Here is a 26,433-nt window from a genome sequence, read left to right as displayed (position 1 = left end):
GGCTCTGAAACTTAATTTAAAGGAATGAGTTTATCAGCAAGCGGGTTTTTTAGGGTCTGGGTCTTGGCCAGAAAAGGCAAATAATGTTGTGCCACCTGTTTTTCTGCTTCCAGAATCGGCATATGCCCGACATTGTTTAAAATCACCGGTTTTTCGGCACGTTTCAGCAGGGCATGCAGTTCTTTAACTACTTCGACATTAATGATCCGATCCTGTCTGCCCCATAAAATCAAGGTGGGTGCTTCTACCGTGCGGGTCAGGCGGGCAAAGGTTTCCGGTGTATAAATCCGATTTAGCATCACCACCTGATCAATCGATTTGCTGGTTTGTTCAGCGCGTGAAATCAACAGTTTTTCCTGTGCATGCCGTAACTGATAAGGAATCACTGGCGGATTCTGCATCAGCTGTTTGGAAACATCTTGCAGATCACCGGGTTTGCTGACGATCAGGTCTTTTAAGGCTTGAGGATCTTTGGTATAGGGAGTATTCCCCATTTTGTAAAGACCAGCACTATTGATTAAAAAAAGACTTTGCGTATCGAAAGGATATTGTGAAGCATACACCGTAGCAATCGATCCACCCAGAGAGTGGCCGGCAATGTGTAAATTTTCGTCCACATTTAAGGTTTCAAGGAACAAACGCAGTTGAGAGGTCACATTGGGCACAGAAACATCAAAATTGTCCGGAACTTTGGTGTCGCCGTTGCTTGGCAGATCCGGAATAATGACATGATAATAGGGCGTCAGAAACTGGGCGACCCGGTTCCAGTTGTCGCGCGTGCCGGCCAGACCATGAATCAGTAGAATGGATGGTTTGTTCTTGGCACCGCCTTCGCTATAACTCCAGGTGACCTCGCCAATTTTGAGGGTCTTGGATTTGAGACCGGCAAGGCTGCGTTCTTGTAACAGATGCTGCTGCAAGACTTTGGCAGATGTTTCATTTTTCTGGCTAAATAGTATTTGAGCATGTGTCAGGCCCGGTAATGCCATGCTTAAGGCAACTACGGCTGAACAAATCATTTTCGAGCGCAATTTTATTATTTTCTTCATTGGCCATTCCCCAAAACAAACCCAGTGAGCAAATTGCTCAATCAAAATACTTCCATGTTATAAATTTGCAATTTTCATTCAAATAAAAACATTATTCTTCACTCTATTTTAAATCAATCTTTGCGCTTGTCACCCATTAGTTTTTTGCTGAATTACATTCAATGACTGGAAAATGTGATGTATTGCGCATAAATTACCTGCAGAAATGAAATTAGATAAATGCTAAAAATTTAATCAGCTAAGATTTTTTGCAAGTGACATTCAAAAAAACTGGCAGTAAGATATTGCAACTAAAACCATCGGTGATAGAAAAGAATGCTCACAGCTCAAGAAGCTTTAGAACGTCTTAGACAGGGTAACCAACGTTTTGTCAGTGGCGATACCACGCATCCAAAACAACTTAGCCACCAACAGCGCGCAGAAATGGCAGAGGATCAGAATCCGTTTGCGATTGTCTTGGGATGTTCAGATTCGCGCGTTCCAGCCGAAATGGTTTTTGATCAGGGTCTCGGCGATCTTTTTGTGATTCGTGTTGCAGGTAATATTGTTGCACCCTCACAGGTCGGCAGTGTTGAATTTGCCGCGGCACGTTATGATTGCGCGATTGTGGTGGTGTTAGGTCACAGTCACTGTGGTGCGATTAAAGCGACTATTGATACCTTGATGTGTCCTGATTGCCCCCCATCGGCAAACCTGATGTCGATTGTGAACCGCGTACGTCCTTCAGTTGAAACTTTAATGCAAACTGAACTGAAAAATGACTTGGCAAAATTGTCCAAGCATGCAGTACGTTCCAACGTATTTGCTTCGGTGAATCAGTTGCGTCACGGTTCAGCCGTTCTGGAAAACCTGATTGGACAAGGAAAACTAAAAGTCGTGGGTGCTGAATATTCACTGGAAACTGGTGAAGTGACATTCTTCGATTTCTAATCACGATTCATCTAAATATATTCTAAAATAAGTTAAAGGCGCTTTATAAAGCGCCTTTAATGTATGGATAAGCATTATTTAACAGGATTGTCTGTGCTTTAGCATTTGGATGAATCAGATCCTTTTGCATCAATGTTTTATTACCGGCGACACCCTGCATAAAGAAGGGCAATAACTTCACCTTATATTGCTGACTCACCACTTTATAATTATTTTCAAAAGCCTTGCTATAGGCCTGCCCGTAATTAGGCGGCATTTTTATGCCAAAGACGATGACCTTGGCCTTGGCTTTCTGGCTCTGCTGAACCAGGCTGGCTAAATTTTTTTGAATCATTTGCGGTGGTTGTCCACGTAAGCCATCATTGCCACCTAACTCAATCACCACAAGGTCTGGACGATGCGTCTGCAGCAATTTTGGCAGTCTGGCCAGTGCTCCGCTGGTGGTTTCACCGCTGACACTTGCATTGACCACTTTATGCTGTTTCGGATACTGTTGCTCTAAACGCTTTTGTAATAAATGTACCCATCCCTGCTGGGGCTGGATACCATAACCTGCACTTAAACTATCACCTAAAATCATAATCGTCTTTGCTGAAACCCCAAGAGGTAACAGGCACAGACTGAGCAAAAAAAAGTAAGGCAATAGCCGAGTTTTCTGATTAAGATCTTTCATATAGGACACGTATGATTCAAAGCAGCAACGATTCGACCATCATGCCACAGGCTATTATTTCTGCCCAGAAATTGACACAAAAGATACAACTTTCACAAAAACAGCTCACCATTTTTGAGGATCTTGATCTGGATATTCAGGCCGGAGAACAAGTGGCAATTACCGGTCGTTCCGGTTCCGGAAAATCCACATTACTGGGTATTTTGGCGACACTGGATCAGGCGAGTTCAGGTCAGCTTATGGTCTGTGGCGAATCGGTCTCTAGCTTGGATGAAGAACAACGTGCACTGGTACGTTTAAGAAATATCGGGTTTGTCTTTCAGTCTTTTCAGCTCTTACCGCACCTGACTGCACTTGAAAATGTAATGCTGCCACTGCGCCTGCAGCCCGGCTTTAAATATGCAGAAGCCGAGCAAAAAGCCTTGGCTCTGTTGCATAAAGTGGGTCTGGATCGACAGGCGCAGCAAACGCCGAAAGTACTGTCTGGCGGTGAACAACAGCGTGTAGCCATCGCTCGTGCACTGGTCAGTGAACCAAAGATCATTTTTGCCGATGAACCTACGGGCAATCTCGATGGTGAAACGGCCAGAGAAATTGAACAACTAGTCTTTCAACTAAACCGGGAACTGGGGACGACTTTGGTGCTGGTCACGCATGACCGCAAACTGGCGCAGCAGTGCCAGCGGCATTTTGAACTGCTGAATGGCGAGCTGATTGAACATCCGAGTGGAGGATGAAATGAATCCGTTATTTCGTCCTTTACTGACGCAAAGCTTTAAAACGACCGGAATTTATCTGCTGATTATTGCCTTAACGTTGGCAATTAGCGCGACCACTGCACTTAAGTTTAGTAATGAGCAGATCCAAAATGCAGTCGCCTTGCAGGCAGCAGAAATGCTGGCCGGTGATCTGGTGCTTTCAGATAATGAGCCTTTGCCGGAGCAGTGGCGTGATCAGGCCAAGCAGCTGGATCTAAAGCAGTCAGAAGTCACTTTTTTTAGCAGTATGGCCTATACCGATGCGCAGTTTGTCATGGTCAATGTCAAAGCCATTGATCAGGCTTTTCCTTTGCGTGGTGAACTGCGGGTGCAACCGGCAAAAAAATCGATTCAGTCTGGTGAAATCTGGCTCAGTCCACGAGCCATGGATTTGCTCAAAGTCAAACTGGGGGATCAGCTCAATATTGCCGATGCGGCGTTTAAAGTCACCGCCAAGATTGAACAGGACTCCAATCAGGAACTTGGATTTTCCGGATTTTCGCCGACCGTAATTATTTCCCAGGCAGATGTCGCACGAACCAATGCCATTCAGGTGGGGAGCCGGATTGAATATCGCCTACTTATGGCTGGCCGTCCGGATGATACCCAACAATATGAAGCCCTGTTCAAGCAGCAGGTCAAGTCAGCAAACGCCTCAGCTGAAACACCAACGGAAGTGCAAGGGCAGGAGTTTGAGGAGCAAAGCAGTCTCAGGTTACGCAATGCCAGTGAAGGCAATACCCGCTTGATGAAGCCAATCGCCAATCTGGACACTTTCCTGCAACTGGCCAATATTCTGACCATTCTATTATGTGGGATTGCCATTGCTTTAACCGCGCAGCGTTATGTGCAGCAGAATCAGGATCATATTGCCTTGATGCGTTGTATCGGTGCCACCAAGCAGCAGATTCTGTCGGCTTATCTGGCTTTACTTGGGATGGTGCTGTTAATTGCGATGCTAATTGGTACCGTGGTCGGGATCAGTCTGGGTTATGGACTGTTGCAATTGATGTTGCAGCTGATTCCAAATTTGCAGATTGAATTTTCAGCCCTGGCAATGTTGCTCGGACCATTGCCAGTCGCGATGCTGACCAGTGCCGTGGTGTTACTCGGCTTTGTCATGCCAAGCTTGTTGCAATTGCTGAATACCCCGCCAATTCGGGTGATCCGCCAGCAGGAAAAATCAGTGCAATCCATGCTGTGGATGCTGCTGACTGGAACGCTCAGCCTGATTATTTTTAGTGTGATTTTGACTGAAAACTTGCTGCTGACCGCCTGGGTGATTGGCGCAATTATTGTGTTATGTGCGGTGCTGTATCTGACGGTATGGGGAGTGTTGAAACTGCTGCGGAATATGAAGCTGAATCTGTCGGCCTATGTACGCACACCTTCTCAGACCGCCTTGCAGATTACGGCTTTAGCCTTGGGCTTGAGCCTGATTACAGTATTGGCAGTCTTGCGTACCGATCTGCTGGAGCGCTGGCAGCAACAGTTACCGGAAGGTACGCCGAACCAGTTTGTTTATGGTTTACCACCTTTTGATATGCCGGATCTCAAAGCCCAACTTGAGCAGAATGGCTGGAAAAGTACGCCACTGTATCCAAATGTCCGTGGGCGTCTGGTCGCCAAAAATGATCAGCCTTTTGCCGATGAACTGCTCAAAAACAGCAATACCTTAAAGCGTGAGCTGAATCTGACCCAGTCAAACCGCTATCCTCAGGATAATGTCATTGTTCAAGGTAAGGCAGAATTAAAACAGCCGGGTGAGGTTTCAGTCGAGGCCAATACGGCCGAAGAATTAGGTATTAAGATAGGAGATAAACTCAGTTTCAGTCTGCCTGAAGGCATACTGGAAGCTAAAGTCGTTAATCTAAGAACGGTTGAGTGGGAAAGTTTTAGTCCGAACTTTTTCTTTATTTTTGCCCCGAACAGCATGGATGCCAATGCAGGCAGTTATCTGGGCAGTTTTTATGTACCGGAGGCAGATAAAGGCAAACTGGTGTCGGTAATCCAGCAATTTTCCAACACGGTTTTTATTGATGTCAGCCTGATTCTGGAAGAGATCAAACGCCTGGTGAATGTACTGGTGCAAATCGTGACGATTCTGGCGGTACTGGTCAGTATTTCCGGTTTTCTGGTGCTGATGGCCTGTTTGAACCTGTTAATGGATGAACGTAAACGTGAAGTGGCTTTGCTACGTTCATTTGGTAGTTCCAAGCAGAAACTGAAAACCATGATGAGTCTGGAAATTGGTTTTATCGGGCTGTTTGCCGGAATTGTTTCCTGCCTGTTTGCCGAAGTCATCAGTGCAATTGCCAGCTATAAAATGGATTTGATGATTCAGCCGCATTGGGAAATCTGGATTATCCTGCCGATCTTTATGACCGTTTTATGTATGTTAATTGGCCGTTATCGTCTGAGTTATCTGTCGGATATTCCGCCTTTACAAAGCTTGCGTGAGATGAATCAATAAGATTCATCTCCGTGGCTTTTCAACGGGCTGAGCGTTAAAGCTGTAATTGCTGTTGCATCATTTCCAGAATCTCTTGCCACAGTGGGCGAATTGCTTCAATCAAGGCCAAGTTATGTTGATAAAGCAGCACACAAATGCCGAAACCGACAAGCAGGGCAATCAGATTGAACAGGTGGCTACGCTGCATTTTTTGACCGATGTACCAGAGCAAGGTGAGAAAAGCACCCATCAGCATGCCGCCAATATGTGCGGCATTGTTGATTCCGCTGATCATAAAGCCCAGCGCGAGGTTTAGACCCATCACCATCACCAGGGTTTTTTTATCCAGAATAAAACGTTGCTGTGGCAGCATCGGCAATAAGGCCAGCACCGTCAGTGAAGCCCCGAGTCCCATCACGGCACCGGATGCGCCGGCACTGACCGCAGGCAATAAATCGGGATTGGCGACACCGCCTTCGATCAGGCTATAGCTGTCCTGAATGTTCATATAGCCACTGAGCAGGCTGCCCATTAATCCGGCACACACATACAGGCCAATAAAATACATCCGGCCAAACAGCTGTTCGGCAACACTACCAAAAATATACAAGGCCCACATATTCAACATCAGGTGAATCAGGCCAAAATGAAAAAACATGCTGCTAAACAAGCGCATGGGTTCCGCTAAATAGGTTAAAGGTGCATAATCGGCACCCCAGAGAATAGCGTCTCGGGTACTCGGCTGGCTAACATCCATGCCATGCATGGCTTGCCAGCCAAATAATCCAACATTGATCCCGATTAAAATGGCGGTGATCCACCAGAGATGCATTTCAAGTTTGCGATGTTCGACAGGGGGAGAGTATTCAGACATGCTATTTTTTTGCTGTGATTGTATATTTCGAATAAGCTTAACACGAAAAATTAAATTTTCAGGAGTAACGCACTGACATGAAAGCCTTTCTGATCCGCACGATGCTCGTCATCGTCAGTGTGATTCTGCTGGTTCAATTGTGGATCTTTGCCAGTCTGGCCTGGTGGCGCACCCATCCGGTAAACACCACCATGATGATGCGGATCGATTACTGGTCAGAACCTTCCAAACCGATTCAGCATCAGTGGCGGCCCTACGACGAGATCAGCCTGAATCTGAAACGTGCAATTGTCACTGCGGAAGATGGAAAATTTATTCATCACCATGGTTTTGACTGGGAGGGCATTCAACAGGCGCTGAATAAAAACCGGGATCAAGGCCGAGTCGTCGCAGGAGGTTCCACCATTTCCCAGCAACTGGTGAAAAACCTGTTCCTCGTAAATAAGCGTTCATTTGTACGTAAAGGACAAGAAGCTGTCGCCACCTGGATGATGGAACGCATGTGGTCCAAACAGAGAATTCTGGAAGTGTATATGAACTCGATCGAGTTCGGGGACAACATCTATGGAGTGGAAGCCGCGGCCAAACATTATTTTGGTAAAACCGCGCAAAGCCTGACCCAGGATCAGGCCATCTTTCTGGCCGCCATTCTCACCAATCCGAAATATTTTCAGGATCATCGTAACTCGTCTGCTTTAAATGCACGTAAACGGATGATTCAGCGCTATATGCGCTATGCAGAATTACCTTAATTGATGATTTGAAGAGAAAGACCAATTATTTGGGCTTTTTTTTATGAAATTGTCATCAATTTGAAGCATACTTGGAGCGATAAGCACAATTTTAAATCCGCATAGGTTTGATATGAATACGGCAGCCAGCACAACTTCAGCACAGCCCGAATATACATATAATGATCGTTATATTAATCGCGAACTGTCTATCCTAGACTTCCATTTACGTGTCCTGGAACAGGCTGTCGATCCTTTACATCCATTGCTCGAACGCATGAATTTCCTGTTGATTTTCTCGCGTAATCTGGACGAGTTTTTTGAAATCCGGGTCGCCGGGATGATGGAACAACTGGATCTGGATAATGAAAGCCGGAGTCCGGATGGCTTGACTCCAAAGCAGGTTTTAGAACAGATTTCTAAAACCGCACATGCTGCCATTGAACGTCAATACCGTATTTTAAATGAAGAAATTTTGCCAAAACTGCGTGAGGAAGATATTTGCTTCTTGCGCCGTGGTGAATTGACCCCAGCGCAATCTGCCTGGATTAAAAAATATTTTCAGGAGCAGGTTGCGCCGGTTCTCACGCCGATCAGCCTAGACCCAGCGCATCCATTCCCGCGGCTGGTGAATAAATCACTGAACTTTATTGTGACACTGGAAGGCAAAGACGCCTTTGGCCGTCAGATTGATCTGGCTGTGGTGCCTGCACCGCGTTCACTGCCACGCGTAGTGCGTTTACCGGATGAACTGACCGATGGAAAAGAACATCATGTGATGCTGTCTGCGATTATTCATGAGCATGTCTCTGATCTGTTCCCAGGCATGACAGCGACTGGGTGTTATCAGTTCCGTGTTACCCGAAATGCCGATTTAGCCTTGAATGAAGATGTCGAAGATCTGGCCAAGGCGCTCAAAGGCGAGCTTAGCTCACGCCGTTTTGGTCGTGCGGTACGTCTGGAAGTGACAGAAAATTGTCCGCAGCATATTTATGAATATCTACTGAATGAATTTGATCTGGACGACGAGCAGCTTTATAAAGTCGCGGGCCCGGTCAATCTGGCACGTTTGCTATCTAACTTTAAACGTCCGCATTTACGTTATGACTCGCATACTCCCATCATTCCTAAAGTACTGAAAAAATCTGAAAATATTTTTAGTGCGATGCAGAAACAGGATATTTTGCTGCACCATCCTTTTGAATCTTTTGCGCCGGTCATTTCATTATTACGTGAAGCGGCACGCGATCCGCAAGTGCTGGCGATCAAGCAAACCTTGTACCGCAGTGGGCCAGATTCTGAAATTGTGCAGGTACTGGCTGAAGCTGCCCGCAATGGCAAGGAAGTCACCGCAGTGATTGAATTGCGTGCACGTTTTGATGAAGAATCCAATATTGCGGTGGCCAATGTCCTGCAAGAAGCGGGTGCGGTCGTGGTCTACGGCATTGTTGGTTACAAGACTCACGCCAAGATGATTCTGGTGGTGCGCCGGGAAAATAACAAACTGGTGCGCTATGTGCATCTGGGTACCGGTAATTATCATGCCGGCAATGCACGAATCTATACCGATTATGGTCTATTAACGACAGATAAAGATCTGTGTGAAGATGTGCATCGTATTTTCCAGGAATTGACCGGTATGGGGAAAATGGCCAAGCTGAAAAAGCTGCTACATGCGCCATTTACCTTGCATGCCCAGTTACTTAACTATATCGATAATGAAATTGCCTATGCTCAAGCAGGGAAACCGGCGCAGATTATTGTCAAAGTCAATGCACTGACCGAAATGCAATTGATTAACAAACTCTATGAGGCTTCTCAGGCCGGGGTACAGATTGACCTGATTATCCGCTCAATTTGCAGTTTGCGTCCGGGGTTGCCGGGTCTGTCGGAAAATATCCGGGTGCGTTCAATTGTCGGGCGTTTCCTGGAACATACCCGCGTATATTATTTCAGCAATAATGGCAATTCACGTATTTACTGTTCAAGTGCAGACTGGATGGATCGTAACCTGTTTAATCGGGTCGAGGCCTGTTTCCCGGTCGAAGATGAAGCCTTGAAAAAACGCATCTATCAACAAGGTCTGTTGAATTACTTGAAAGACAATCAGCAATCCTGGTTATTGCAAGGTGATGGTACTTGGCTGCGGGCACAGCCCAAAGAAGGTGAAAAACCGCATAATGCACAACGTATTCTGTTAGAGCTGTTTAAATAAGTTTAAGTATGTAAAGAGGCTGAATATTCAGCCTCTTTTTTATTCCGAACATAGAATTTAACTGTTCAAGCTGAGTTTAACCAGTTTTCGATAGATGTGTTTGACCCGACTATACATCTGATAGTCCTTCATCTGGAGCTGATCTTGTCGTTCAGCTTGCGATTGATGTTGACTCAATAATTTTAATAACTGCAATTCAGCGAGGTTAAGACAGGTTTTAGCAATGGGCTGGTGCAGGATATAGTCTGCCAGTTCAGTATGAATGTAGGCTCCACCGCGCAAGACAGTTTTTAGACTATCAGCGAACTGGGGTAATGAATCATGATGCTGCATATAGCTATCTGCGCCGGACAGCAAGGCTGAATAGATCAGTGCTGTGGAATGAGTATTGAGTATGCCAATAACGGGCGTATCTGAGCTTTGCTGTTTCAGCTGATGAATCAAACTGATCTCTGAAGTTGTTGCTGCATGATAAAGAATCAGGTTGGGCAGATGTTCAGTAATCATGGATTGTGCGGACAGCATATTGTCCGCATACAGCAGCATATCTGGCTGATAGCCGAGTTGCTGTAGCACGGTCTGGATTTTTGACAGGTCGAGTCCAGTCGGTGAACGAATCACTAAAACCGGTGCAGGCAAAAGGCTAGCCAATAAAACGCGATCCTGTAGATGCGATAGAGAGCTATACTGTGAATCAGGCAGATGCAAATGCCTATCCCAAAGAATAGTGATTTAGCTGAAATGTAGAGATTCTAAGTTTCTAGGCGGACTGGATGCATTCAATTCAAGATATAAAAAAGGAGCAACATGTGCTCCTTTTTATTATCTATAGATCAGGCAGCATCGTGCTGAGTGATTTTCTGGAAAATCTGTAATAGCACATCAAACTCGCTTTGCAGCGGTGTGCTTTTACGGGTTACCAATGCCAGGGTACGACTTGGGGCTGAATCGATCGCTTTTACCTGAATCTCAGGATTGCCTTTAATCATATTGGTATGAATCGCGATTTCAGGTAACAAGGTAAAGCCAAGATTGGCTGAAACCATTTCAATTAAAGTCGGCAGTGAGCTGGCTTTTAAACGATGATCATTTTTACGTTCACCAATCGGGCAAGCACTCAAGGCATGATCACGCAGACAGTGACCTTCTTCAAGTAACATCAGGCGAGACAGATCCAGATCTCCTAAAGAGTTTGCTTGTGCAGCATGCTGATCAGATTTTTGGTAAACCAGATACAGATTTTCTTTGGCAATTTCAGCAACTTTCAGACCACGGGTGTCGAAAGGCAATGCCAAAGCCACCATGTCCAGGTTGCCATGTTCCAGCTTTTCTACAATCTTTTCACTTTGCGCTTCATGCAGATGCAACTGGATTTTTGGTAATTGCTTATGTACTTCGTCCAGAAGCTGTGACAACAGGAAAGGTGCAATTGTTGGAATAACGCCGAGATGTAGATCACCGGTTAAAGGTTCACTCATCTCACGACTTAAACGCATTAGGTCCTGAGCATCGGCCAGTAGAACACGTGCGCGTGCAACCACTTGTTCACCAAGAGGCGTTAAACGAACATTCTGGCGGTCGCGTTCAACAAGTACGCCACCGAGTAAACGCTCCAGCTCCATGATGCCGCCAGACAAGGTTGACTGGGTGACAAAGGAGCGGCGAGCAGCTTCTGTAAAGTGTAGCGTCTCTGACAGTGTTACGAGGTATGACAGCTGTCTTAGGGATGGTAATGCAGCCATAGTGTCCTAATGTTTATGATTTAAAATGATCAGCAAATAATTCGCTAAGATATGGAATAAAATGCGGTGGGATATCATGCCCCATTCCATCAATTAATTCAAATTTAGCCCCTGAAATTGCTTTCGCAACGGCCTTGCCATGGCTAGGAGGCAGCAATCGATCTCGAGAACCATGGACTACCAGGGTTTCTTGTTTGATTTGCTTGTCCAGTTGCAGCAATGAGCCTGTACATAATATTGCTAAAAACTGTTGAAGTACACCAGCAGGATAGTAACTTCGCTTATATAATTTACGGGCGGTCTGTACCGCTTCCAGATGATTGACATAACCTGGCGAGCCGATGATCTTAAACAGTTTCAAACTATGATCAACAATGCCATCTTCATCTGTTGAAGTCGGTTTGTCAATCAAACTAAAGAGTTGCTTAGGGAAGGGCGGTGGCAACATCGGCTGGTTATTGCTGGTAAACAGTAAGCCCAGTTTTTTGACTTTGTCCGGATAACGCGCGGCCAGAATCTGGGCAATCATACCGCCCATCGAAGCACCCAGCACATAGACCTGTTCCAGCTGCATTTTTTCAATCAGCAGACTGACATCTTCGGCCATATCATATAGATCATAAGGTGCACCCTGATTACCCAGACCCAGCACAAAACGGCTCATCATTTTCAGGGTATTCAGGCGTGGACCTTTGTGATGGACTTTTGAAGACAGACCAATATCACGATTATCAAAACGGATGATGTGATAGCCATTGTCTATCAGTGATTTGCAGAAAAAGTCAGGCCAGTACAGCATTTGCCCACCCAGACCCATAATCAGCAAAATGGTGGGATGTTCCGGATTTCCGCCAACCTCGACATGTAGCTGGATCCCATTACCAAGATCAACCTTGGTTTCATGCATAAACGAGGTATATGGGGAAAGATTAAACTGTGCTGCGCTGTACATAGTCGCTGTCCTAATTAAAGGATATTTCGTTTAAAAAATATCCTTGCTATTAAACCTCTAAACCGCAGCAGGAATCAAGTCAGGAACCTGCTTGGTCAAGGCCAGACGCTGTTTGGCTGCAGTGGCGCCCAAAAGCACAAAACTACGTAAGGTTCCATTAGCATCGAACGCTTTAGCCAGCATGCCATCGTCAAACTCTTCAGTTTCCCAGGTGACATCAACATCAACCGGTGCAGGCAATACCGTTAAAGGAGCAGCAGGCGTTTTAACTGCCACTGGCATAGCCGGATAATGCACGGCAGTATGTTCACCATTTAAGGTTTTTGCCAAAGCGCGGGCTTGTTGCATGATCGGCATAACATAAGGCAATAAAGTTCCATTGACCTCGGCACAGTCGCCCACAGCATAAATATCGACCTGGTTGGTTTCCAGTTGTGCCGTGGTTAACACTCCGCGACTGGTATGTACGTCTGCCTGTTTCGCCAAAGAAATATTCGGCTGTAAACCCACCGCAGATAACACTACATCAGCAACCAAAGACTGACCGTTGGCCAGCGTGACCAGATAATCACCATTGTCCGCACGAGAGACTTTTTCGACTGTTGTGCCCAGGACAAAGTGAATGCCGGTTTCTTCAAGGTTTTTCTGGAATGCTGTGGCAACATGTTCTGGCAATAAACGGCCAAGCGGCTGAGGAGCTAAATCAATGACTGTGACTTGATGATCGGTATTTTGCAGGTCATTGGCAAATTCACAGCCAATCAGGCCTGCACCTAAAATCACTACACGTTTGTCTTCACGTGCTGCCAGATTGTTACGGAAAGCTTTATAGTCACTCAAATTGTTGACGACATGAATATCATCGCTGGCATCACCGGCAATCGCCAGACGTACCGGATTGGCACCGATGGCTAATACCAGTTTGCTATAATGTTGCGTGCTTTCCTGGCCATCTTTTTCCAAAACCAGTTGATGATCTTCCGGATGAATCGCCTTAACCCAGGTATGCTGTTCAATGCGCATATTCAGCTGTGCCGACATTTTAGCTGCATCGCCTAGTGGAATTTGTTCAGGTGCTTTATTGCCGGCCAGAGCATTGGAAAGCGTCGGTTTGGCATAATTGACCGCATCATCCGCACAGATCATCAGCAATTCATGTTCTGGATTAAGTTTACGAAATTCACGCGCTACGGCATAACCCGCCATACCTGAACCAATAATGACGATAGGATGCATAGTTGTTTCCATATGGTAGAGCTCCATGCTGTATAAATGATTGAAAGGCATAAAAAAAGACCATATGGATATGGCCTTTAACTGGACGTGATTAGACTTCGATCATTTCGAAATCGACTTTAGACACGCCGCAATCTGGACAGGTCCAGTCATCGGGGATATCTTCCCATTTGGTGCCTGCCACGATCCCGTCTTGAGGCCAACCTTCTGCCTCGTCATAAATCCATCCACATACGATGCATTGAAACTTTCTCATGTAACTCTCCAAAACTGAGCAACTGTAGGCGTCAGCTTAAAATCCATAAAAGGCAAGACTCTAAAAGAATATGACTTTTTAACAGTGAACATATTTGGCTAAATTTTTACGCAGTTCTATTCAGAAAGTAAAGTGAATAAAAGCTTAATCAGCGAAATTAGCAGCAGAATAGACGACACATTCCTCATTTATCAGAAAATCACGCCAATCAGCTTTTCTAGCGCAGACGGTTAAAGGATAAAAAGCTGAGGATGGCAAAAATGAGCGTTTATCTTGGGGGATAGACCAAAGTCGTGCAGTAAAAACTTGAGTTTTTAGGTAATTTAGAATCAGTAAAGTCTGGGTTAAATATTTTTAAAATAAATCAATATAATAAAATCAATATCTTGTGGTTAAACATCGGGTTTTTATTAGACAGCTTGGCTTGTTCGTTTCACTCAAATAGGTTTAAAATTCCCATATTCCTTTTCTTTTTTTAAGATCTCCCATGAGCAATTTGTATACTTCTTTGTGGTCTCACATTCGTACGGTCCAAGATTTTCCAAAACCAGGAATTTGCTTCTTTGATTTGACCCCACTTTTCATGAGCAATATTGGTCCATTGACTGACGCTTTGATTGCCAGCATTCCTGCTGACAAACTGGCAGAAGTAGAAAGCTTTATTGCGGTTGAAGCGCGTGGTTTTGTGTTGGCAAGCTTGTTGGCACAACGTACAGGCAAAGGCTTATTGTTGGTGCGTAAAGCAGGTAAATTGCCACCTCCAGTGGTCGGTGTGGGTTATAGCCTGGAATATGGTCTGGATCGTTTAGAAATGTCTGCGGAAGTTCAGTCCCAGAAAGTAATTATTGTGGATGATGTTCTGGCAAGTGGCGGAACCTTAAAAGCAGTGAATGAACTGGCTCAAAAATGTCAACATGAAGTACTTGGTGCAAGTATTTTCCTTGATCTTCCTGACCTGCATGCAGAATTAGGCTTAGATATCTGGTCAGTACTGGACGACAAATCTCAGCCTGAAGCGGCAGTTGCTTAAGTCATAAATTAAAAAAAGCCCCAAAATTGTGGGGCTTTTTTATTGCCTGATAAAATGATCTTCGATTTCCTGAATCAGTGTATTAATTTGCTCAGGATGTTCCAGACGATGGTGGCCGCCATCAACTGCCTGAATTTGCATATAGTCTTCAAGTTGTGTCTGAACCGCATGCATATCCAGAATTTCATCGCCCAGCTCCAGATAGGCAAACTGAGGAATATCATGCTGTAAATCGTGATGCCCAATGGCTGGATAATCATCGCGGAAGTTGGGTTGCAAAATGGGATTGGCTACTACACAGGGAATTTGATACGCCTGTGACATTTTCAGTGCCCAATAACCGCCAAGACTGTGGCCGACCAGAATATCTGGTTTGATGGTTTCAATCATCTCATGATAAAACTCGGTGACCGAACTATAACTCAGATTTCGGTAATCGACATCGATACAGTATTTATGTACCACATCAATGGCGTGGAACTTGGTGGATTCTCTGGAGGAATCTAAGCCATGTAAAAACAAAATCTTAGACATAGTTCATTACTCATTTTTATGGGACATGCCATATTGGTTATTTGTTGATTGGCACATCATCTTCAATCTGAGCGTCATTGTAGAACGTCTAGGTATACAAGGCAGTTAGCTATTGGTCTAAGCCGCAGTTTTGCAGTGCAATGATTTTATATAAGACCTGTCTGTTTTAGACTTTAATCCCAAATGAGAGCAGCAGGATGTTGCAAAAGGTTGAAGAAAGGCAATTTAAAAGAGTGACAGACGGGCTGAACCGAATGGTGTAAATAGCGGGATAGTGGATTCTTCCAAAGAAAAGCCGGTTCCTGAGAGTGTTTACGCTACGATTTGAGAAGGATTTCTGCTATTCTATGCAACTTCTATTTTTTAACTAATCTTATTCGAGGCAGAGATGACGCAAACTAACGCTCAATCGACTTCTGAACAAATCATTTCCGAAAACGATTTAATTGCACAGCGTCATGCCAAGTTAAAGCAAATCGAAGCTCAGGCACAAGAAACAGGTAAGAGCCCATGGCCGAATACCTTTAAGCGTGAGCACTATGCCCAGGATTTACAAGACCAGTTCGCTGATAAATCTAAAGAAGAAATTGAAGCAGGCGAAAAGGTCTACGTCAAAGTTGCCGGTCGTGTGATGTTGAACCGTGGTTCATTTATTGTGATCCAGGACATGACAGGTCGTATCCAGCTTTATGTTGCGCGTAAAGAACTCGCTGAAGATGTACTGGCTACCATTAAAGGTCTGGACCTTGGCGATATCATCGCAGTCGAAGGTTATATCGGTCGTTCGGGTAAAGGCGATCTGTATGTACATATCGAGCATTTTGAATTATTGACCAAATCATTGCGTCCACTGCCAGATAAGTTCCATGGTTTGAACGATACTGAAGTAAAGTATCGTAAACGTTATCTTGACCTGATCGTTAACGAAGAAACGCGTAAAACTTTTGAGATTCGTGCCAAAGTTGTAGCGGGTATCCGTGCCTTCCTGACTGAAAAGCGCTATATGGAAGTTGAAACGCCAATGATGCATGTGATTCCAGGTGGTGCATCGGCACGTCCTTTCGAAACACATCATAATGCATTAGATATGTCATTGTTTTTGCGTATTGCGCCAGAGCTTTACTTAAAGCGTTTGGTAGTTGGCGGTTTTGAACGTGTGTTTGAAATTAACCGTAACTTCCGTAACGAAGGTGTTTCTACCCGTCATAACCCTGAATTCACCATGATTGAATTCTACCAGGCGTATGCAGATTACAAAGATCTGATGGAATTGACCGAGCAAATGCTGGAGCGTCTGGCGATTGATATCTTGGGTACGACTGACGTGCCTTATGGCGATGAAGTATATAGCTTCAAAGGGCCATTCAAGAAAATTTCAATGTTCGATGCGATTTTGGAAAATAACCCGCAATTTACTCCTGAAAATGTCAATGACCGTGAGTTCCTGGCAAACTTCCTTCAGGAAGAATTGAAAGAGCAAGTGAAGCCAGGTTTTGGTCTGGGCAAACTGCAAACTATGGTATTTGAAGAAACCGTAGAAACCAAATTGCGTCAGCCGACGTTCATTACTGAATATCCAGCGGAAACTTCTCCATTGGCACGCCGTAATGATCACAATCCACACATTACCGACCGTTTTGAATTCTTCATCGGTGGCCGTGAGTTGGCAAATGGCTTCTCGGAATTAAATGATCCAATCGATCAGGCTGAACGATTCCAGGCACAGGTTGCTGAAAAAGATGCTGGTGATGATGAAGCTATGCATTACGATGCAGACTTTGTAGAAGCATTGGAATACGGTCTTCCTCCAACAGCAGGTGAGGGTATTGGTATTGACCGTCTGGTGATGATCTTTGCTAATGCAGCAAGTATCCGCGATGTGATCTTGTTCCCGCATATGCGTCATAAAAATGCTTAAATGCTGAATTCAAAATAACCCACCATTGTGTGGGTTATTTTTTGTCGATACATCTGAAAGCTTGAGTAAAAAACAACAGTTTAATCGTTGAAAATTAACATAGGAGCGATTAAGGTGAAGCAGAAAATAAACTTGAGAATATTCATCCCATGTTGCTAAAAAAAACATTATTGAGTGTGTTACTGACTACGCTTGCGCTTCTGCTTTTGCTCAGGGTCTGGTTCTAAATGATGCAAATTTGCGTACGGACCTAAACTGGTTAAACCAGCAAGGGGTTATTCAAATCAGTACCTCAACCTGGCCACTGAGTGGGGATGAAATTCAACGAGCCTTATCAAATGCGCAGATCAGCAATACTGTACAGCAGCGTGTAATCGATTCGGTTCTGGCTAAACTAAAGGCAGATAATCAACAGCTAAAATTGGGTGTATTTGCAGAAACCGATCAAAAAAATATTCCACAGGCTTTCGGGGATCAGCAAAAAGCACAATATCAGGCAGCTTTAGAGTTTAATGCTGGCAGTACGAATTGGGATGCCAAGATCAGGGTGAATGCTGAAAAAGATCCACAAATTGATAATGATCAAGATGTAAATCTTGAAGGTTCTTATCTGGCGGGGAAACTTTGGAATCAATGGTTGATTGCTGGGCAGATTCCAACTTATTGGGGGCCAGGCCATGATGGCAGCTTGATGCGTGGTGATGCCAGCCGTCCAGTCTATGGCTTTACAGTTCAACGTGCAGAACAGACAGCATTTGAAAATAAATGGTTATCTTGGATTGGCCCGTGGCAGTATCAGGCTTTTGCGGGTCAACTCGATGACTATAGCGCAGTTCCAGACGCCAAATTGATTGGTTTGCGTGTTACAGCACAGCCTTTACCTTATTTAGAGCTTGGTGCCTCGCGTGCGATTCAGTGGGGTGGGGAAGGACGACCTGAAAGTTTAAGTTCGCTGTGGGATGCTTTTGTGGGTAGTAAAGATAATGAGGGTACAGGTGAACCAGACCCATCTAACCAGATTGCCGGCTTCGATGCGCGGTTAAATTTATTTTCTCTTACCCAAATTCCGGTAGGTCTATATGCTCAATATGTAGGAGAGGATGAGGCTGGGGGCTTACCTGCAAAAAAAATGTATCTTGCCGGCATTGACTATTCTTCCACTGTACAAAATATGCCATATCAGCTCTACACAGAATGGGCAGATACGCGGACTAATGGCAAGGTTCAAGGCATTTCCTACAACCATACGAATTATACAGACGGTTTTTATCAGCATGGTTATCCTCTAGCACATGCTTTAGGTGGCGATGCGCAGATGATTTCCGTGGGTGGAGATATTCGTATTGATTTTATGAACCGCTTATCAGGGCGTATACTTTTTGCTGATGTGAATCAATCAGAACTTGCCGCTGTTAATAATGCTGCTTTTGCTTTTAATGATGAGATTAAAGCACTGGATTTGACCTGGTCACATTATATACGTCCAGAAATGCCGCTTAAAATTAATGCATGGGTCGGTGATTCAAAGGTAAATGGTCGAGATAGCGGAGTTTCTTTAGGTATCGAAATACCATTAGAAAAAGGCTTGTTCAGTTATTAATTCTTAGCCATGATTAAATCCTGCTTAAACGCAGGATTTTTTTATCATTTTAAAAAACTATAAGCAAAAAAAACGCAATGATTGGGGTTGTCATTGCGTAGAAAAAGGAATGTTTTTTCAAACTATTTCAAAATTAACTGTGGAGAGAGTTAAATCTGATTCCTTACTGAATATGACCATAATAGGACGCATTCTCATATGACTCATCAGTATTCATGTTAATACATGTTAAATAAGGTTAAAACTATGAAGATTATGTGGGGATATTTGCATCATTTTTGCGCAATTTTAGCTTAAACAAAAAAGCTCTTCATCAGAAGAGCTTTTAAGAGCAATTTTTTCTAATTAAAAATGGAATACACCGAGGCCAGATTTAACTTCATCCAGTGTCGCCTGGGTAATATCGCGACATTTATCCGTACCGGTTTTCAGGATATCCATGATGTAATCGGGATCTTTAGCCAGTTCAATACGACGCTCACGAATTGGGCCGATCAACTCTTTTAAAATGCCTTCCAGACGTTTTTTCACTGTACCATCGCCTAAACCGCCACGACGATAATGGGCTTTGAGTTCTTCCAGCTCTTCTTTATTTGGATCAAAAGCATCTAGATAAGTGAATACCACGTTGCCTTCGACCTGACCCGGATCTTCAATACGTAGATGATTTGGATCGGTATACATGGCATTGACAGCTTTCTTGATATCTTTATCTGTCGCATCCAGCACAATAGTATTGCCCAAAGATTTCGACATTTTTGCTTTACCATCAAAACCAGGTAAACGGCCTACATTGGAAAGCAATGCTTTACATTCTGGTAGCAGGTCATGCCCAATTTGACGGTTCAAACGACGCACGATTTCATTGGTCTGTTCGATCATTGGAATCTGATCTTCACCCACAGGAACAACCGTTGCTTTGAATGCTGTAATGTCAGCAGCTTGAGCCACCGGGTAGCACAAGAAACCGGCTGGAATATCACGCTCAAAACCACGCATCTGGATTTCAGATTTAATGGTTGGGTTACGCTCAAGACGTGAAACCGTCACGAAATTGAGGTAAAGCATGGTTAGTTCATTTAGTGCTGGCAGGCATGACTGAACACAAATTGTGGTTTTAGTTGGATCAATACCGACAGCTAGATAATCCGTCGCCACTTCAATAATGTTACGACGTACTTTTTCAAAATTGTCCGCATTATCTGTCAATGCCTGAGCATCGGCGAGTAACAAGTGTTGATGGTGAGAATCTTGCAGACCTACACGAGAGCGTAGTGAACCCACAAAGTGGCCGAGGTGGAGTTGTCCGGTAGGACGGTCGCCCGTCAAGATCACTGGACGATTATCTTGATTACTCATTATCTATTCCAAAGGGTAGTCAGTACTACAGCTGTATTTTAACGAATGGCAACATTGTACGGCATTCTGTTTTTGATTGTCAGCCAGAAAAAAAGCTGTCGTAAAAAAATCTTATAAATTAAACAAGTGAATACAATATTTTTAAGAATTTTGATTAAACTAGATGGAAAGAGGATAAGGATAATAAGTATGGCGAGCAGTTTATTACTATTATTAGATGATATTGCTACAGTCCTGGATGACGTCGCTGTCATGAGCAAAATGGCAGCAAAAAAAACGGCAGGCGTTCTCGGTGATGATCTGGCTTTAAATGCGCAGCAAGTGACAGGTGTGAGGGCTGATCGTGAATTGCCAGTGGTCTGGAAAGTTGCCAAAGGTTCTTTTGTCAATAAACTGATTTTGGTGCCGCTGGCATTATTAATCAGCTTTATTGCAGGCTGGCTGATTAATCCCTTGTTGGTGCTGGGTGGTTTGTTTTTGTGTTATGAAGGCGTGGAAAAAATTATTCATACCTTGCATGCACCGAAGGCCAAAGATGCTGAACAGGCGCGTGAACAATTAATCCATACGGAAATGGATTTGCACCAGTTTGAGAATGAAAAAGTGAAAGGCGCCATTCGCACCGACTTTATCTTGTCTGCTGAAATTATTGTGATTACCTTGGGAACAGTCGCTGCAGCCTCGATGCTGACCAAAGTGACCGTTCTAAGCCTGATCGCGGTGGTGATGACCATTGGTGTTTATGGTTTTGTCGCGCTGATTGTCAAGCTGGATGATATCGGTCTGCATCTGACTGAACAGCAGTCCGATTTTAAACAAAAAATAGGACGTGGCTTGTTGGCATTTGCTCCGGTCCTGATGAAAATTCTCTCCATTGTTGGAACCGCTGCAATGTTTCTGGTGGGCGGTGGAATTATTAACCATGCTATTCCTTTTATTCATCACTTTACTGAAGACAGTGTGGCTTATGTGCAGGATATTCCCAGCATTGGCAACATTGTGGGTGCTGTTACGCCGACCTTGATTAATTTCGCTGTAGGAATTTTAGCGGGTCTGCTGGTCATGCTGGTCATCAGCCTGATTAAGAAAATCTGGCCTAAATCATCAAAAGCTTAAGGTGTGGAAATATCTGGATATTAAGCAGATTAAGAAAAGGAAAAGACTATGCGTTGGAAAGGTCGTCGTGTCAGTAGCAATGTAGAAGACCGTCGCGGTGGTGGTGCCAAAGCTGGCGGAATCAGTATTGTTGGATTGATTGTGGCCTTTGTGGCCTGGAAGTTTTTCGGTGTCGATCCACAACAGGCTTATCAAACCACCAAGCAGGTCACTCAGGGGGTATCGGGTGCGGCAGAAACACGTGGCCTGGAAAATCCCACGCCAGAACAGCAGGAGTCGATTGATTTTGTTGGAACTGTATTGGCAGATACTGAAGATACCTGGAATCAGGTGTTTCAGCAGCAGTTAAATCAGCAGTATGTCCCACCGAAACTGGTGTTGTTTAACGGCATCGTGAATTCTGGTTGTGGTACGGCTCAGGCGGCGATGGGGCCTTTCTACTGCCCGACAGACCAGAAAGTGTATATCGATACGGCATTCTTTAAAGATATGCGCACTCAAATGGGCATTACTGGAGAACAGAATGCCACCGAACTTTCCCGTAATGATCAGGCGGGGGATTTTGCGCTGGCCTATGTCGTGGCCCATGAAGTGGGGCATCATATCCAGACGATTTTAGGTATTTCTTCTCAAGTACAGCAAGCACGTCAGCAAGCAAGCGAAGTGCAAAGTAATCAGCTTTCAGTGCGTCAGGAATTGCAGGCAGACTGTCTGGCCGGTGTCTGGGCTTACCATAATCATGAACGTACCCAATTTTTGGAACAGGGTGATGTGCAGGAAGCGATGGATGCCGCCCATAAAATTGGCGATGACTATTTACAGAAACGTGCTCGCGGACAGGTGGTGCCGGACAGCTTTACTCATGGCAGCAGCGCGCAGCGGGTACAATGGTTTAATACCGGCTTGAAATCCGGTCAGGTTGCGAATTGTGATACCTTCAATCAAAATATTTAAATGACTTCGATAAAAAAAGGAGCAGATGCTCCTTTTTTTATTTATGCAGAAAACGCCGGAAATTTCTTAATATCTTGATACTGACGAATAATGCAGCCAAAGCAAACAGTGCAATTGCAAAGACCGTATATTTGAGGTTGCTCATGTCATTTTGATAGAACTGCTGAATATCTTGTTTGTTATATTCTAAAGCAGTTGCTTTGCCAGTCCGGCTATCTCTGAACTGGATTTTTTCAATATAGAAGAGATTTCCCGCTTTAATTAAGTCAACGCTCTGGATTTGTCGGGTATGCGATTGATTGTCTTCATCGCTACATAAAGCGCTGTAATGCTCACAATTGATTTTGGCCACATAACCATTTCCTGCAATCAGAATAAAAATGGCATTGTCCGGTCGCTGGTTATTGGACACCAATACATACTGCTCCCCGGTTGAACTTTGTAAGGGAATGCTGGTGGCTTGCTGATAATGCTGTTCTGCTTGCAGAATTTCCTGAATTTTAGCAAAGCAGGTAAAACATAAGGACAACGTGATCAGAAAAATCACGCTGGCAAAACAGAGACGAAAAATGGTTTTGACAGTTTGATGCATTGGAGAAAAATTCAAAATAGAATGATGGGAAAGCAAAAGCCGAGTGCTGCCCTGTATGTTAAATCATCATTCGAAAATACTGAAAAGAAACTTAACTCAATTCGATAAAAAACGGACTAAACTTGTTTTGCCAGAATACCTTTCTATTCAAATCTCTATTTTAACAACGCCTCTCGGCGCATAGTGCTCCATATCGCCCGATTTTAGGAAACCGAATGGGAAATTTCTTTTTTCTTCAGCTACTCACAGTCGTATTTGCCCTGTCCATTGCTACGACGATGTTTAATAAGCGTGTTTTAGGCTTTCCGCAAGCGATCGGTGTCCCTATTGTCTCTGCAATCTTTGTTTTCATTTTGCAGTGGGGCGCCAGTTTACTGCATGGTAATCCATTCTTTAGCATCAATATTTACAATATCGAGCAGGCTGTTCGTCACGTCGATTTCTATGATTTTCTGATCAATGGTGTGATCTGTTTTATCCTGACTTCATCTGCGCTGAAGTTTAAGGTCTCAGATTTGCGTAACCACTGGCGGCCGATCAGTATTTTGGCTGGTCTGGCTTTGGTGTTCTGTGCAGTGTTCTTTGGTGTGGTGTTGTATGGTTATCAGTTCCTGATTGGTAAACATGTTGACCTGCTGGTTTTGCTCTTGCTAGGGGCGGCCTTGGGCGCCACAGATCCGATCGGCATCAAAGGCGTATTGAGTTCGGTTCGCGCACCGCATCATTTGATTGTCAAGCTTGAAGGCGAATCACTGTTTAATGATGCAATGTGTATTGCCTTATTTATGACCTTGCTCAATGTTCTGCAAGGTGAAAACTTTACGGTACTGGCAGTGCTGCAAACCTTGCTTTATGAAATTGTCGTGGCGGTGCTGATTGGTCTCGGATTCGGTTTTGCGATCTTGCGGATTTTGCGCGGTAAGCATGAAATGGAATCTCTGATTTTGACCACGGCCTTGCTGGCTTGTGGTTCCTATCTGGTGGCTTTGCTGGCACATGCTTCCGCGCCAATTGCCTGTGTGATTGGTGGTTTGATTGTTGGCAATAAATGGAAAGAAATCCTGGCAGATGCTGAAATTGGTGACGTTAATCATTTCTGGCATACGGTTGAGGGAATTATCAATTCATTCCTGTTTACCCTGATTGGTCTAGAATTGTTTATTCTGGACTTGAGTACCAGTCTGGTTCTGGGCGGAATGGTGGCTTTTGTGATTCTACATCTGGCCCGTTTTGCAGCCAACTATCTGGCCTTTGCCATGTTCCCAAAAGTCAGCAAGAAAAGCTATAACGGCAGTTTGACCATCCTGTCTTGGGGCGGAGTACGGGGCGGGATTTCTTTGGCCTTAATTCTGGCGGTCGCCAATGTTCCTCAGCTGGAAGCCTATAGCAGTATTCTGGTGGGCTATACCTTTATTGTAGTGCTATTGTCCGGTGTGGTATGTGGCTTGGGCCTGCCTGCGGTGATGAATGCGTTTTATTATAATCCCAATGAAGAGACGCAGGGCTTTAAAGGCTGGTATCAACGCATGTGTCATAAAATGAATCGTAAGGGTTTTCGCTATATTGTTGGAGAAGATGCCAAAGGAAATGAGACTATTACTATCTTTCAGCCAGAAATTCTGATTGATCAGAAAGATGCAGATGGCGTTGCCACGGTGCATCATCCAGATAAAGTTCAGGAAGTAAAAAGACTGGAAAATCCGGATAATTTCTAAAGATAAAACTTAGAAGATCAAGAGACTGTTAGATTGGTTTTTATAGTGAGATGAGAGCTTGAATCAGCGTATTTCATCAGGCTTAATCACTCTCCTATAGCTTTTTTACTGGGGGTGGATTGTGATTTTTGATTTAAATAAGCTATTAATGAGATGAAAATGACCCAGACAAGTTCAGCCAGTCAGGAAATGGCAGAAATGATTTTGGCTGTGGTCAATCAGATTCCGTATGCCAAAGTCGCCACCTACGGACAGATTGCTAGACTGGCAGGTTTACCCAAACATGCGCGATTGGTCGGACGGGTATTAAGTCATCTAGATTCGGACACTGATATTCCTTGGTATCGGGTGATCAATGCCCAGGCGAAAATCAGTGTGAAGCAACTGGACGAACATGGCCAGAATATCCAGCAGCAAAAACTCATGCAGGAAGGAATTTTTCTTAAAGGTGATCGCTTGGATTTAAAACGCTATCAATGGGATGGTCTGGTCAAGATATAAAAAAAATCCCCACTTGGTGAAAAGTGGGGATTTTAAACATAACTTAGTTGCGAATCACCATTACTGGGATATCCGCTTGGCCGAGAATGCTTTGCGCTACGCTGCCAAGGAACAGCTTTTTGAAGCCCGTGCGACCATGGGAACCAATCACGATCAGGTCAGAATTTAAATCTTTAGCTGCTTTGACAATCTCGCTATAAATTACCTGACCCTCAAGGAGCTGTGTATCCACTTCAACACCGGCACCAGAGAATTTTGCTTTGGCTTCATCCAGCGTTTTCAGGATGGAAGTACGGGCACGTTCAATCAGGTCATTGGTTTGTGCCGCAGAGATATATTCCGCAGCGATATAAGGGTCCAGTGCCAGCACTTGAACCACTGTGACTTTACTGTTAAATGCTTTGGCAATTTCTACAGCTTTATCCACTGCAGCATACGATGTTTCTGAACCGTCAACAGGTACTAAAATATGTTCAAAAGGCATTAGAATTCTCCTGAGGGGAATTTAGAGTTATTAGAAAATTATGACGCGTTAAACCGGGTACGAATAGTTGTTTATACTTTGATCATAGCCTGTATTGTATAAAAATAAAACCAAGTAAATACATAGGTATAATGTCTAATAGATTAAAGAATCAAGCACCTGTTTAGAGCTATTGAACCGAGTTGTTTATTTAGACTAAGTTAATCATTTATATGTAATTAATAAGTTTATTCAAAATGTCAGTTAATCACATCGAATAGAGGTGGAGTCTAATTTTATTTGCGGTGACAGCTGTTCATAGCGATTTAAAATTGTTTGAGTTTCACCTGCATAAATTTTTTGCTGTAGCTGCTGGATTTTATGTTCTGTCACATGCAAGCGCGCACAATGTAATGCAATCTGATTTTCCCAGGTTACCGCCAGTCGTTGAGGCTGCTCATATTCCGGATAGCGCTCGATTTTCTGCTGTGCTCTGCTGAGTTGTGCCAAAGACCTTTTCTGCTGCATGCTCATCAGTTGCTGCTGATTAATCCACTGTGCCACATCACGTCTGACGCCATTATAATCTACGAAAATAGGCGAGATGGTCTGGCAGGCACTCAGACTTGAAAGGCCAATGAGTAAAATAAATATTTTGATTTTATACATCTAATGATTCCTCGAAGAATTAAATGGTGCTATGAATGCGTGAATTACATACTAAAAAACCCTTTTTTGTTTAAAATTTAAAAGTTTATTCCGTATTTGCATAAAGACTGAACA

24 protein-coding genes and 1 pseudogene are annotated in these 26,433 nt (G+C 44.1%); 12 read left to right on the top strand and 13 right to left on the bottom strand.

Features of this window, described 5'->3' with window-relative positions; all coding sequences use genetic code 11:
• Window positions 1-11: 11 nt before the first annotated feature.
• Complete coding sequence (locus tag H0S56_RS10355) at window positions 12-1,049, bottom strand: alpha/beta fold hydrolase (RefSeq protein WP_044111633.1); 1,038 nt, start codon at window positions 1,047-1,049, stop codon at window positions 12-14.
• 315 nt (window positions 1,050-1,364) lie between these two features.
• Here H0S56_RS10355 and H0S56_RS10350 point away from each other — a divergent pair, with 315 nt between their 5' ends.
• Window positions 1,365-1,979: a carbonic anhydrase gene (locus H0S56_RS10350; RefSeq protein ID WP_004646264.1), complete on the top strand. Its 615-nt coding sequence runs from the start codon at window positions 1,365-1,367 to the stop codon at window positions 1,977-1,979.
• A 43-nt stretch (window positions 1,980-2,022) separates the two neighbouring features.
• Here the strand turns inward: H0S56_RS10350 and H0S56_RS10345 are convergent, their stop codons facing one another.
• A complete protein-coding gene (locus H0S56_RS10345) occupies window positions 2,023-2,652 on the bottom strand; it encodes an arylesterase (protein ID WP_195724999.1) in 630 nt (209 codons plus the stop codon).
• An 11-nt stretch (window positions 2,653-2,663) separates the two neighbouring features.
• Between H0S56_RS10345 and H0S56_RS10340 the strand changes: the two genes are divergently transcribed.
• Entirely contained in the window at window positions 2,664-3,389 is a 726-nt protein-coding gene (locus H0S56_RS10340) for an ABC transporter ATP-binding protein (RefSeq protein ID WP_195724998.1), read from the top strand.
• Between the two features lies 1 nt (window position 3,390).
• Entirely contained in the window at window positions 3,391-5,883 is a 2,493-nt protein-coding gene (locus tag H0S56_RS10335) for an ABC transporter permease (RefSeq protein ID WP_195724997.1), read from the top strand.
• A gap of 34 nt (window positions 5,884-5,917) precedes the next feature.
• On the opposite strand, the gene H0S56_RS10330 is transcribed toward H0S56_RS10335, so the two are convergent.
• Window positions 5,918-6,736 (bottom strand): rhomboid family intramembrane serine protease, encoded by an 819-nt coding sequence (locus H0S56_RS10330; protein ID WP_195724996.1) that lies wholly within the window; start codon window positions 6,734-6,736, stop codon window positions 5,918-5,920.
• Between the two features lie 77 nt (window positions 6,737-6,813).
• Here H0S56_RS10330 and mtgA point away from each other — a divergent pair, with 77 nt between their 5' ends.
• Together mtgA and ppk1 are read left to right on the top strand one after the other, a co-directional pair.
• Entirely contained in the window at window positions 6,814-7,488 is a 675-nt protein-coding gene (gene mtgA / locus H0S56_RS10325; protein WP_195724995.1) for a monofunctional biosynthetic peptidoglycan transglycosylase, read from the top strand.
• Between the two features lie 112 nt (window positions 7,489-7,600).
• Complete coding sequence (ppk1, locus tag H0S56_RS10320; RefSeq protein ID WP_005246972.1) at window positions 7,601-9,682, top strand: polyphosphate kinase 1; 2,082 nt, start codon at window positions 7,601-7,603, stop codon at window positions 9,680-9,682.
• 57 nt (window positions 9,683-9,739) lie between these two features.
• On the opposite strand, the gene H0S56_RS10315 is transcribed toward ppk1, so the two are convergent.
• From H0S56_RS10315 to rubA, 5 genes are all read right to left on the bottom strand, one after another.
• Window positions 9,740-10,333 (bottom strand): response regulator transcription factor, encoded by a 594-nt coding sequence (locus tag H0S56_RS10315; protein ID WP_195724994.1) that lies wholly within the window; start codon window positions 10,331-10,333, stop codon window positions 9,740-9,742.
• 182 nt (window positions 10,334-10,515) lie between these two features.
• Window positions 10,516-11,424: a LysR family transcriptional regulator OxyR gene (oxyR, locus tag H0S56_RS10310; protein WP_195724993.1), complete on the bottom strand. Its 909-nt coding sequence runs from the start codon at window positions 11,422-11,424 to the stop codon at window positions 10,516-10,518.
• 13 nt (window positions 11,425-11,437) lie between these two features.
• Window positions 11,438-12,376 carry an esterase EstB gene (estB, locus tag H0S56_RS10305; protein WP_227554889.1) on the bottom strand — a complete coding sequence of 313 codons (939 nt, stop codon included), beginning with the start codon at window positions 12,374-12,376 and terminating at the stop codon, window positions 11,438-11,440.
• Window positions 12,377-12,433: 57 nt separating this feature from the next.
• Window positions 12,434-13,612: a rubredoxin reductase RubB gene (gene rubB, locus H0S56_RS10300; protein WP_195726076.1), complete on the bottom strand. Its 1,179-nt coding sequence runs from the start codon at window positions 13,610-13,612 to the stop codon at window positions 12,434-12,436.
• Window positions 13,613-13,703: 91 nt separating this feature from the next.
• A complete protein-coding gene (gene rubA / locus H0S56_RS10295; RefSeq protein ID WP_004279415.1) occupies window positions 13,704-13,868 on the bottom strand; it encodes a rubredoxin RubA in 165 nt (54 codons plus the stop codon).
• A 487-nt stretch (window positions 13,869-14,355) separates the two neighbouring features.
• On the opposite strand from rubA, the gene H0S56_RS10290 reads away from it, so the two are divergent.
• The gene (locus H0S56_RS10290; protein WP_005246968.1) at window positions 14,356-14,898 is read left to right on the top strand and encodes an adenine phosphoribosyltransferase; all 543 of its coding nucleotides are present in this window, start codon (window positions 14,356-14,358) and stop codon (window positions 14,896-14,898) included.
• A 39-nt stretch (window positions 14,899-14,937) separates the two neighbouring features.
• On the opposite strand, the gene H0S56_RS10285 is transcribed toward H0S56_RS10290, so the two are convergent.
• Window positions 14,938-15,432 (bottom strand): YqiA/YcfP family alpha/beta fold hydrolase, encoded by a 495-nt coding sequence (locus H0S56_RS10285; RefSeq protein WP_085064482.1) that lies wholly within the window; start codon window positions 15,430-15,432, stop codon window positions 14,938-14,940.
• A gap of 388 nt (window positions 15,433-15,820) precedes the next feature.
• Between H0S56_RS10285 and lysS the strand changes: the two genes are divergently transcribed.
• Window positions 15,821-17,350 carry a lysine--tRNA ligase gene (gene lysS / locus H0S56_RS10280; RefSeq protein ID WP_085064483.1) on the top strand — a complete coding sequence of 510 codons (1,530 nt, stop codon included), beginning with the start codon at window positions 15,821-15,823 and terminating at the stop codon, window positions 17,348-17,350.
• 149 nt (window positions 17,351-17,499) lie between these two features.
• Window positions 17,500-18,950 (top strand): annotated as a pseudogene (locus H0S56_RS10275) (capsule assembly Wzi family protein).
• Window positions 18,951-19,295: 345 nt separating this feature from the next.
• On the opposite strand, the gene trpS reads toward H0S56_RS10275, so the two are convergent.
• Window positions 19,296-20,309 (bottom strand): tryptophan--tRNA ligase, encoded by a 1,014-nt coding sequence (gene trpS, locus H0S56_RS10270; RefSeq protein ID WP_064095663.1) that lies wholly within the window; start codon window positions 20,307-20,309, stop codon window positions 19,296-19,298.
• 189 nt (window positions 20,310-20,498) lie between these two features.
• Between trpS and H0S56_RS10265 the strand changes: the two genes are divergently transcribed.
• Window positions 20,499-21,425: a DUF808 domain-containing protein gene (locus H0S56_RS10265; protein ID WP_195724992.1), complete on the top strand. Its 927-nt coding sequence runs from the start codon at window positions 20,499-20,501 to the stop codon at window positions 21,423-21,425.
• Between the two features lie 48 nt (window positions 21,426-21,473).
• Window positions 21,474-22,379, top strand: coding sequence for a KPN_02809 family neutral zinc metallopeptidase (gene ypfJ, locus H0S56_RS10260; RefSeq protein WP_004279421.1), 906 nt, complete (start codon window positions 21,474-21,476; stop codon window positions 22,377-22,379).
• Between the two features lie 37 nt (window positions 22,380-22,416).
• Here ypfJ and H0S56_RS10255 read toward each other — a convergent pair whose 3' ends face one another.
• Window positions 22,417-22,971 carry a hypothetical protein gene (locus H0S56_RS10255; RefSeq protein WP_004730281.1) on the bottom strand — a complete coding sequence of 185 codons (555 nt, stop codon included), beginning with the start codon at window positions 22,969-22,971 and terminating at the stop codon, window positions 22,417-22,419.
• Window positions 22,972-23,186: 215 nt separating this feature from the next.
• Between H0S56_RS10255 and H0S56_RS10250 the strand changes: the two genes are divergently transcribed.
• Window positions 23,187-24,686, top strand: a complete 1,500-nt coding sequence (locus tag H0S56_RS10250) for a cation:proton antiporter (protein ID WP_195724991.1) — start codon at window positions 23,187-23,189, stop codon at window positions 24,684-24,686.
• 159 nt (window positions 24,687-24,845) lie between these two features.
• Window positions 24,846-25,187 carry an MGMT family protein gene (locus H0S56_RS10245; RefSeq protein ID WP_004730272.1) on the top strand — a complete coding sequence of 114 codons (342 nt, stop codon included), beginning with the start codon at window positions 24,846-24,848 and terminating at the stop codon, window positions 25,185-25,187.
• Between the two features lie 43 nt (window positions 25,188-25,230).
• Here the strand turns inward: H0S56_RS10245 and H0S56_RS10240 are convergent, their stop codons facing one another.
• Both H0S56_RS10240 and H0S56_RS10235 read right to left on the bottom strand, forming a co-directional pair.
• Window positions 25,231-25,671, bottom strand: a complete 441-nt coding sequence (locus H0S56_RS10240; protein WP_004279425.1) for a universal stress protein — start codon at window positions 25,669-25,671, stop codon at window positions 25,231-25,233.
• Window positions 25,672-25,914: 243 nt separating this feature from the next.
• Window positions 25,915-26,319 carry a hypothetical protein gene (locus H0S56_RS10235; RefSeq protein ID WP_195724990.1) on the bottom strand — a complete coding sequence of 135 codons (405 nt, stop codon included), beginning with the start codon at window positions 26,317-26,319 and terminating at the stop codon, window positions 25,915-25,917.
• Window positions 26,320-26,433 lie beyond the last annotated feature (114 nt).

The organism is Acinetobacter lwoffii (assembly GCF_015602705.1).
Lineage (GTDB): Bacteria > Pseudomonadota > Gammaproteobacteria > Pseudomonadales > Moraxellaceae > Acinetobacter > Acinetobacter lwoffii_E.
This window is presented reverse-complemented; position numbering and strand designations above follow the sequence as displayed.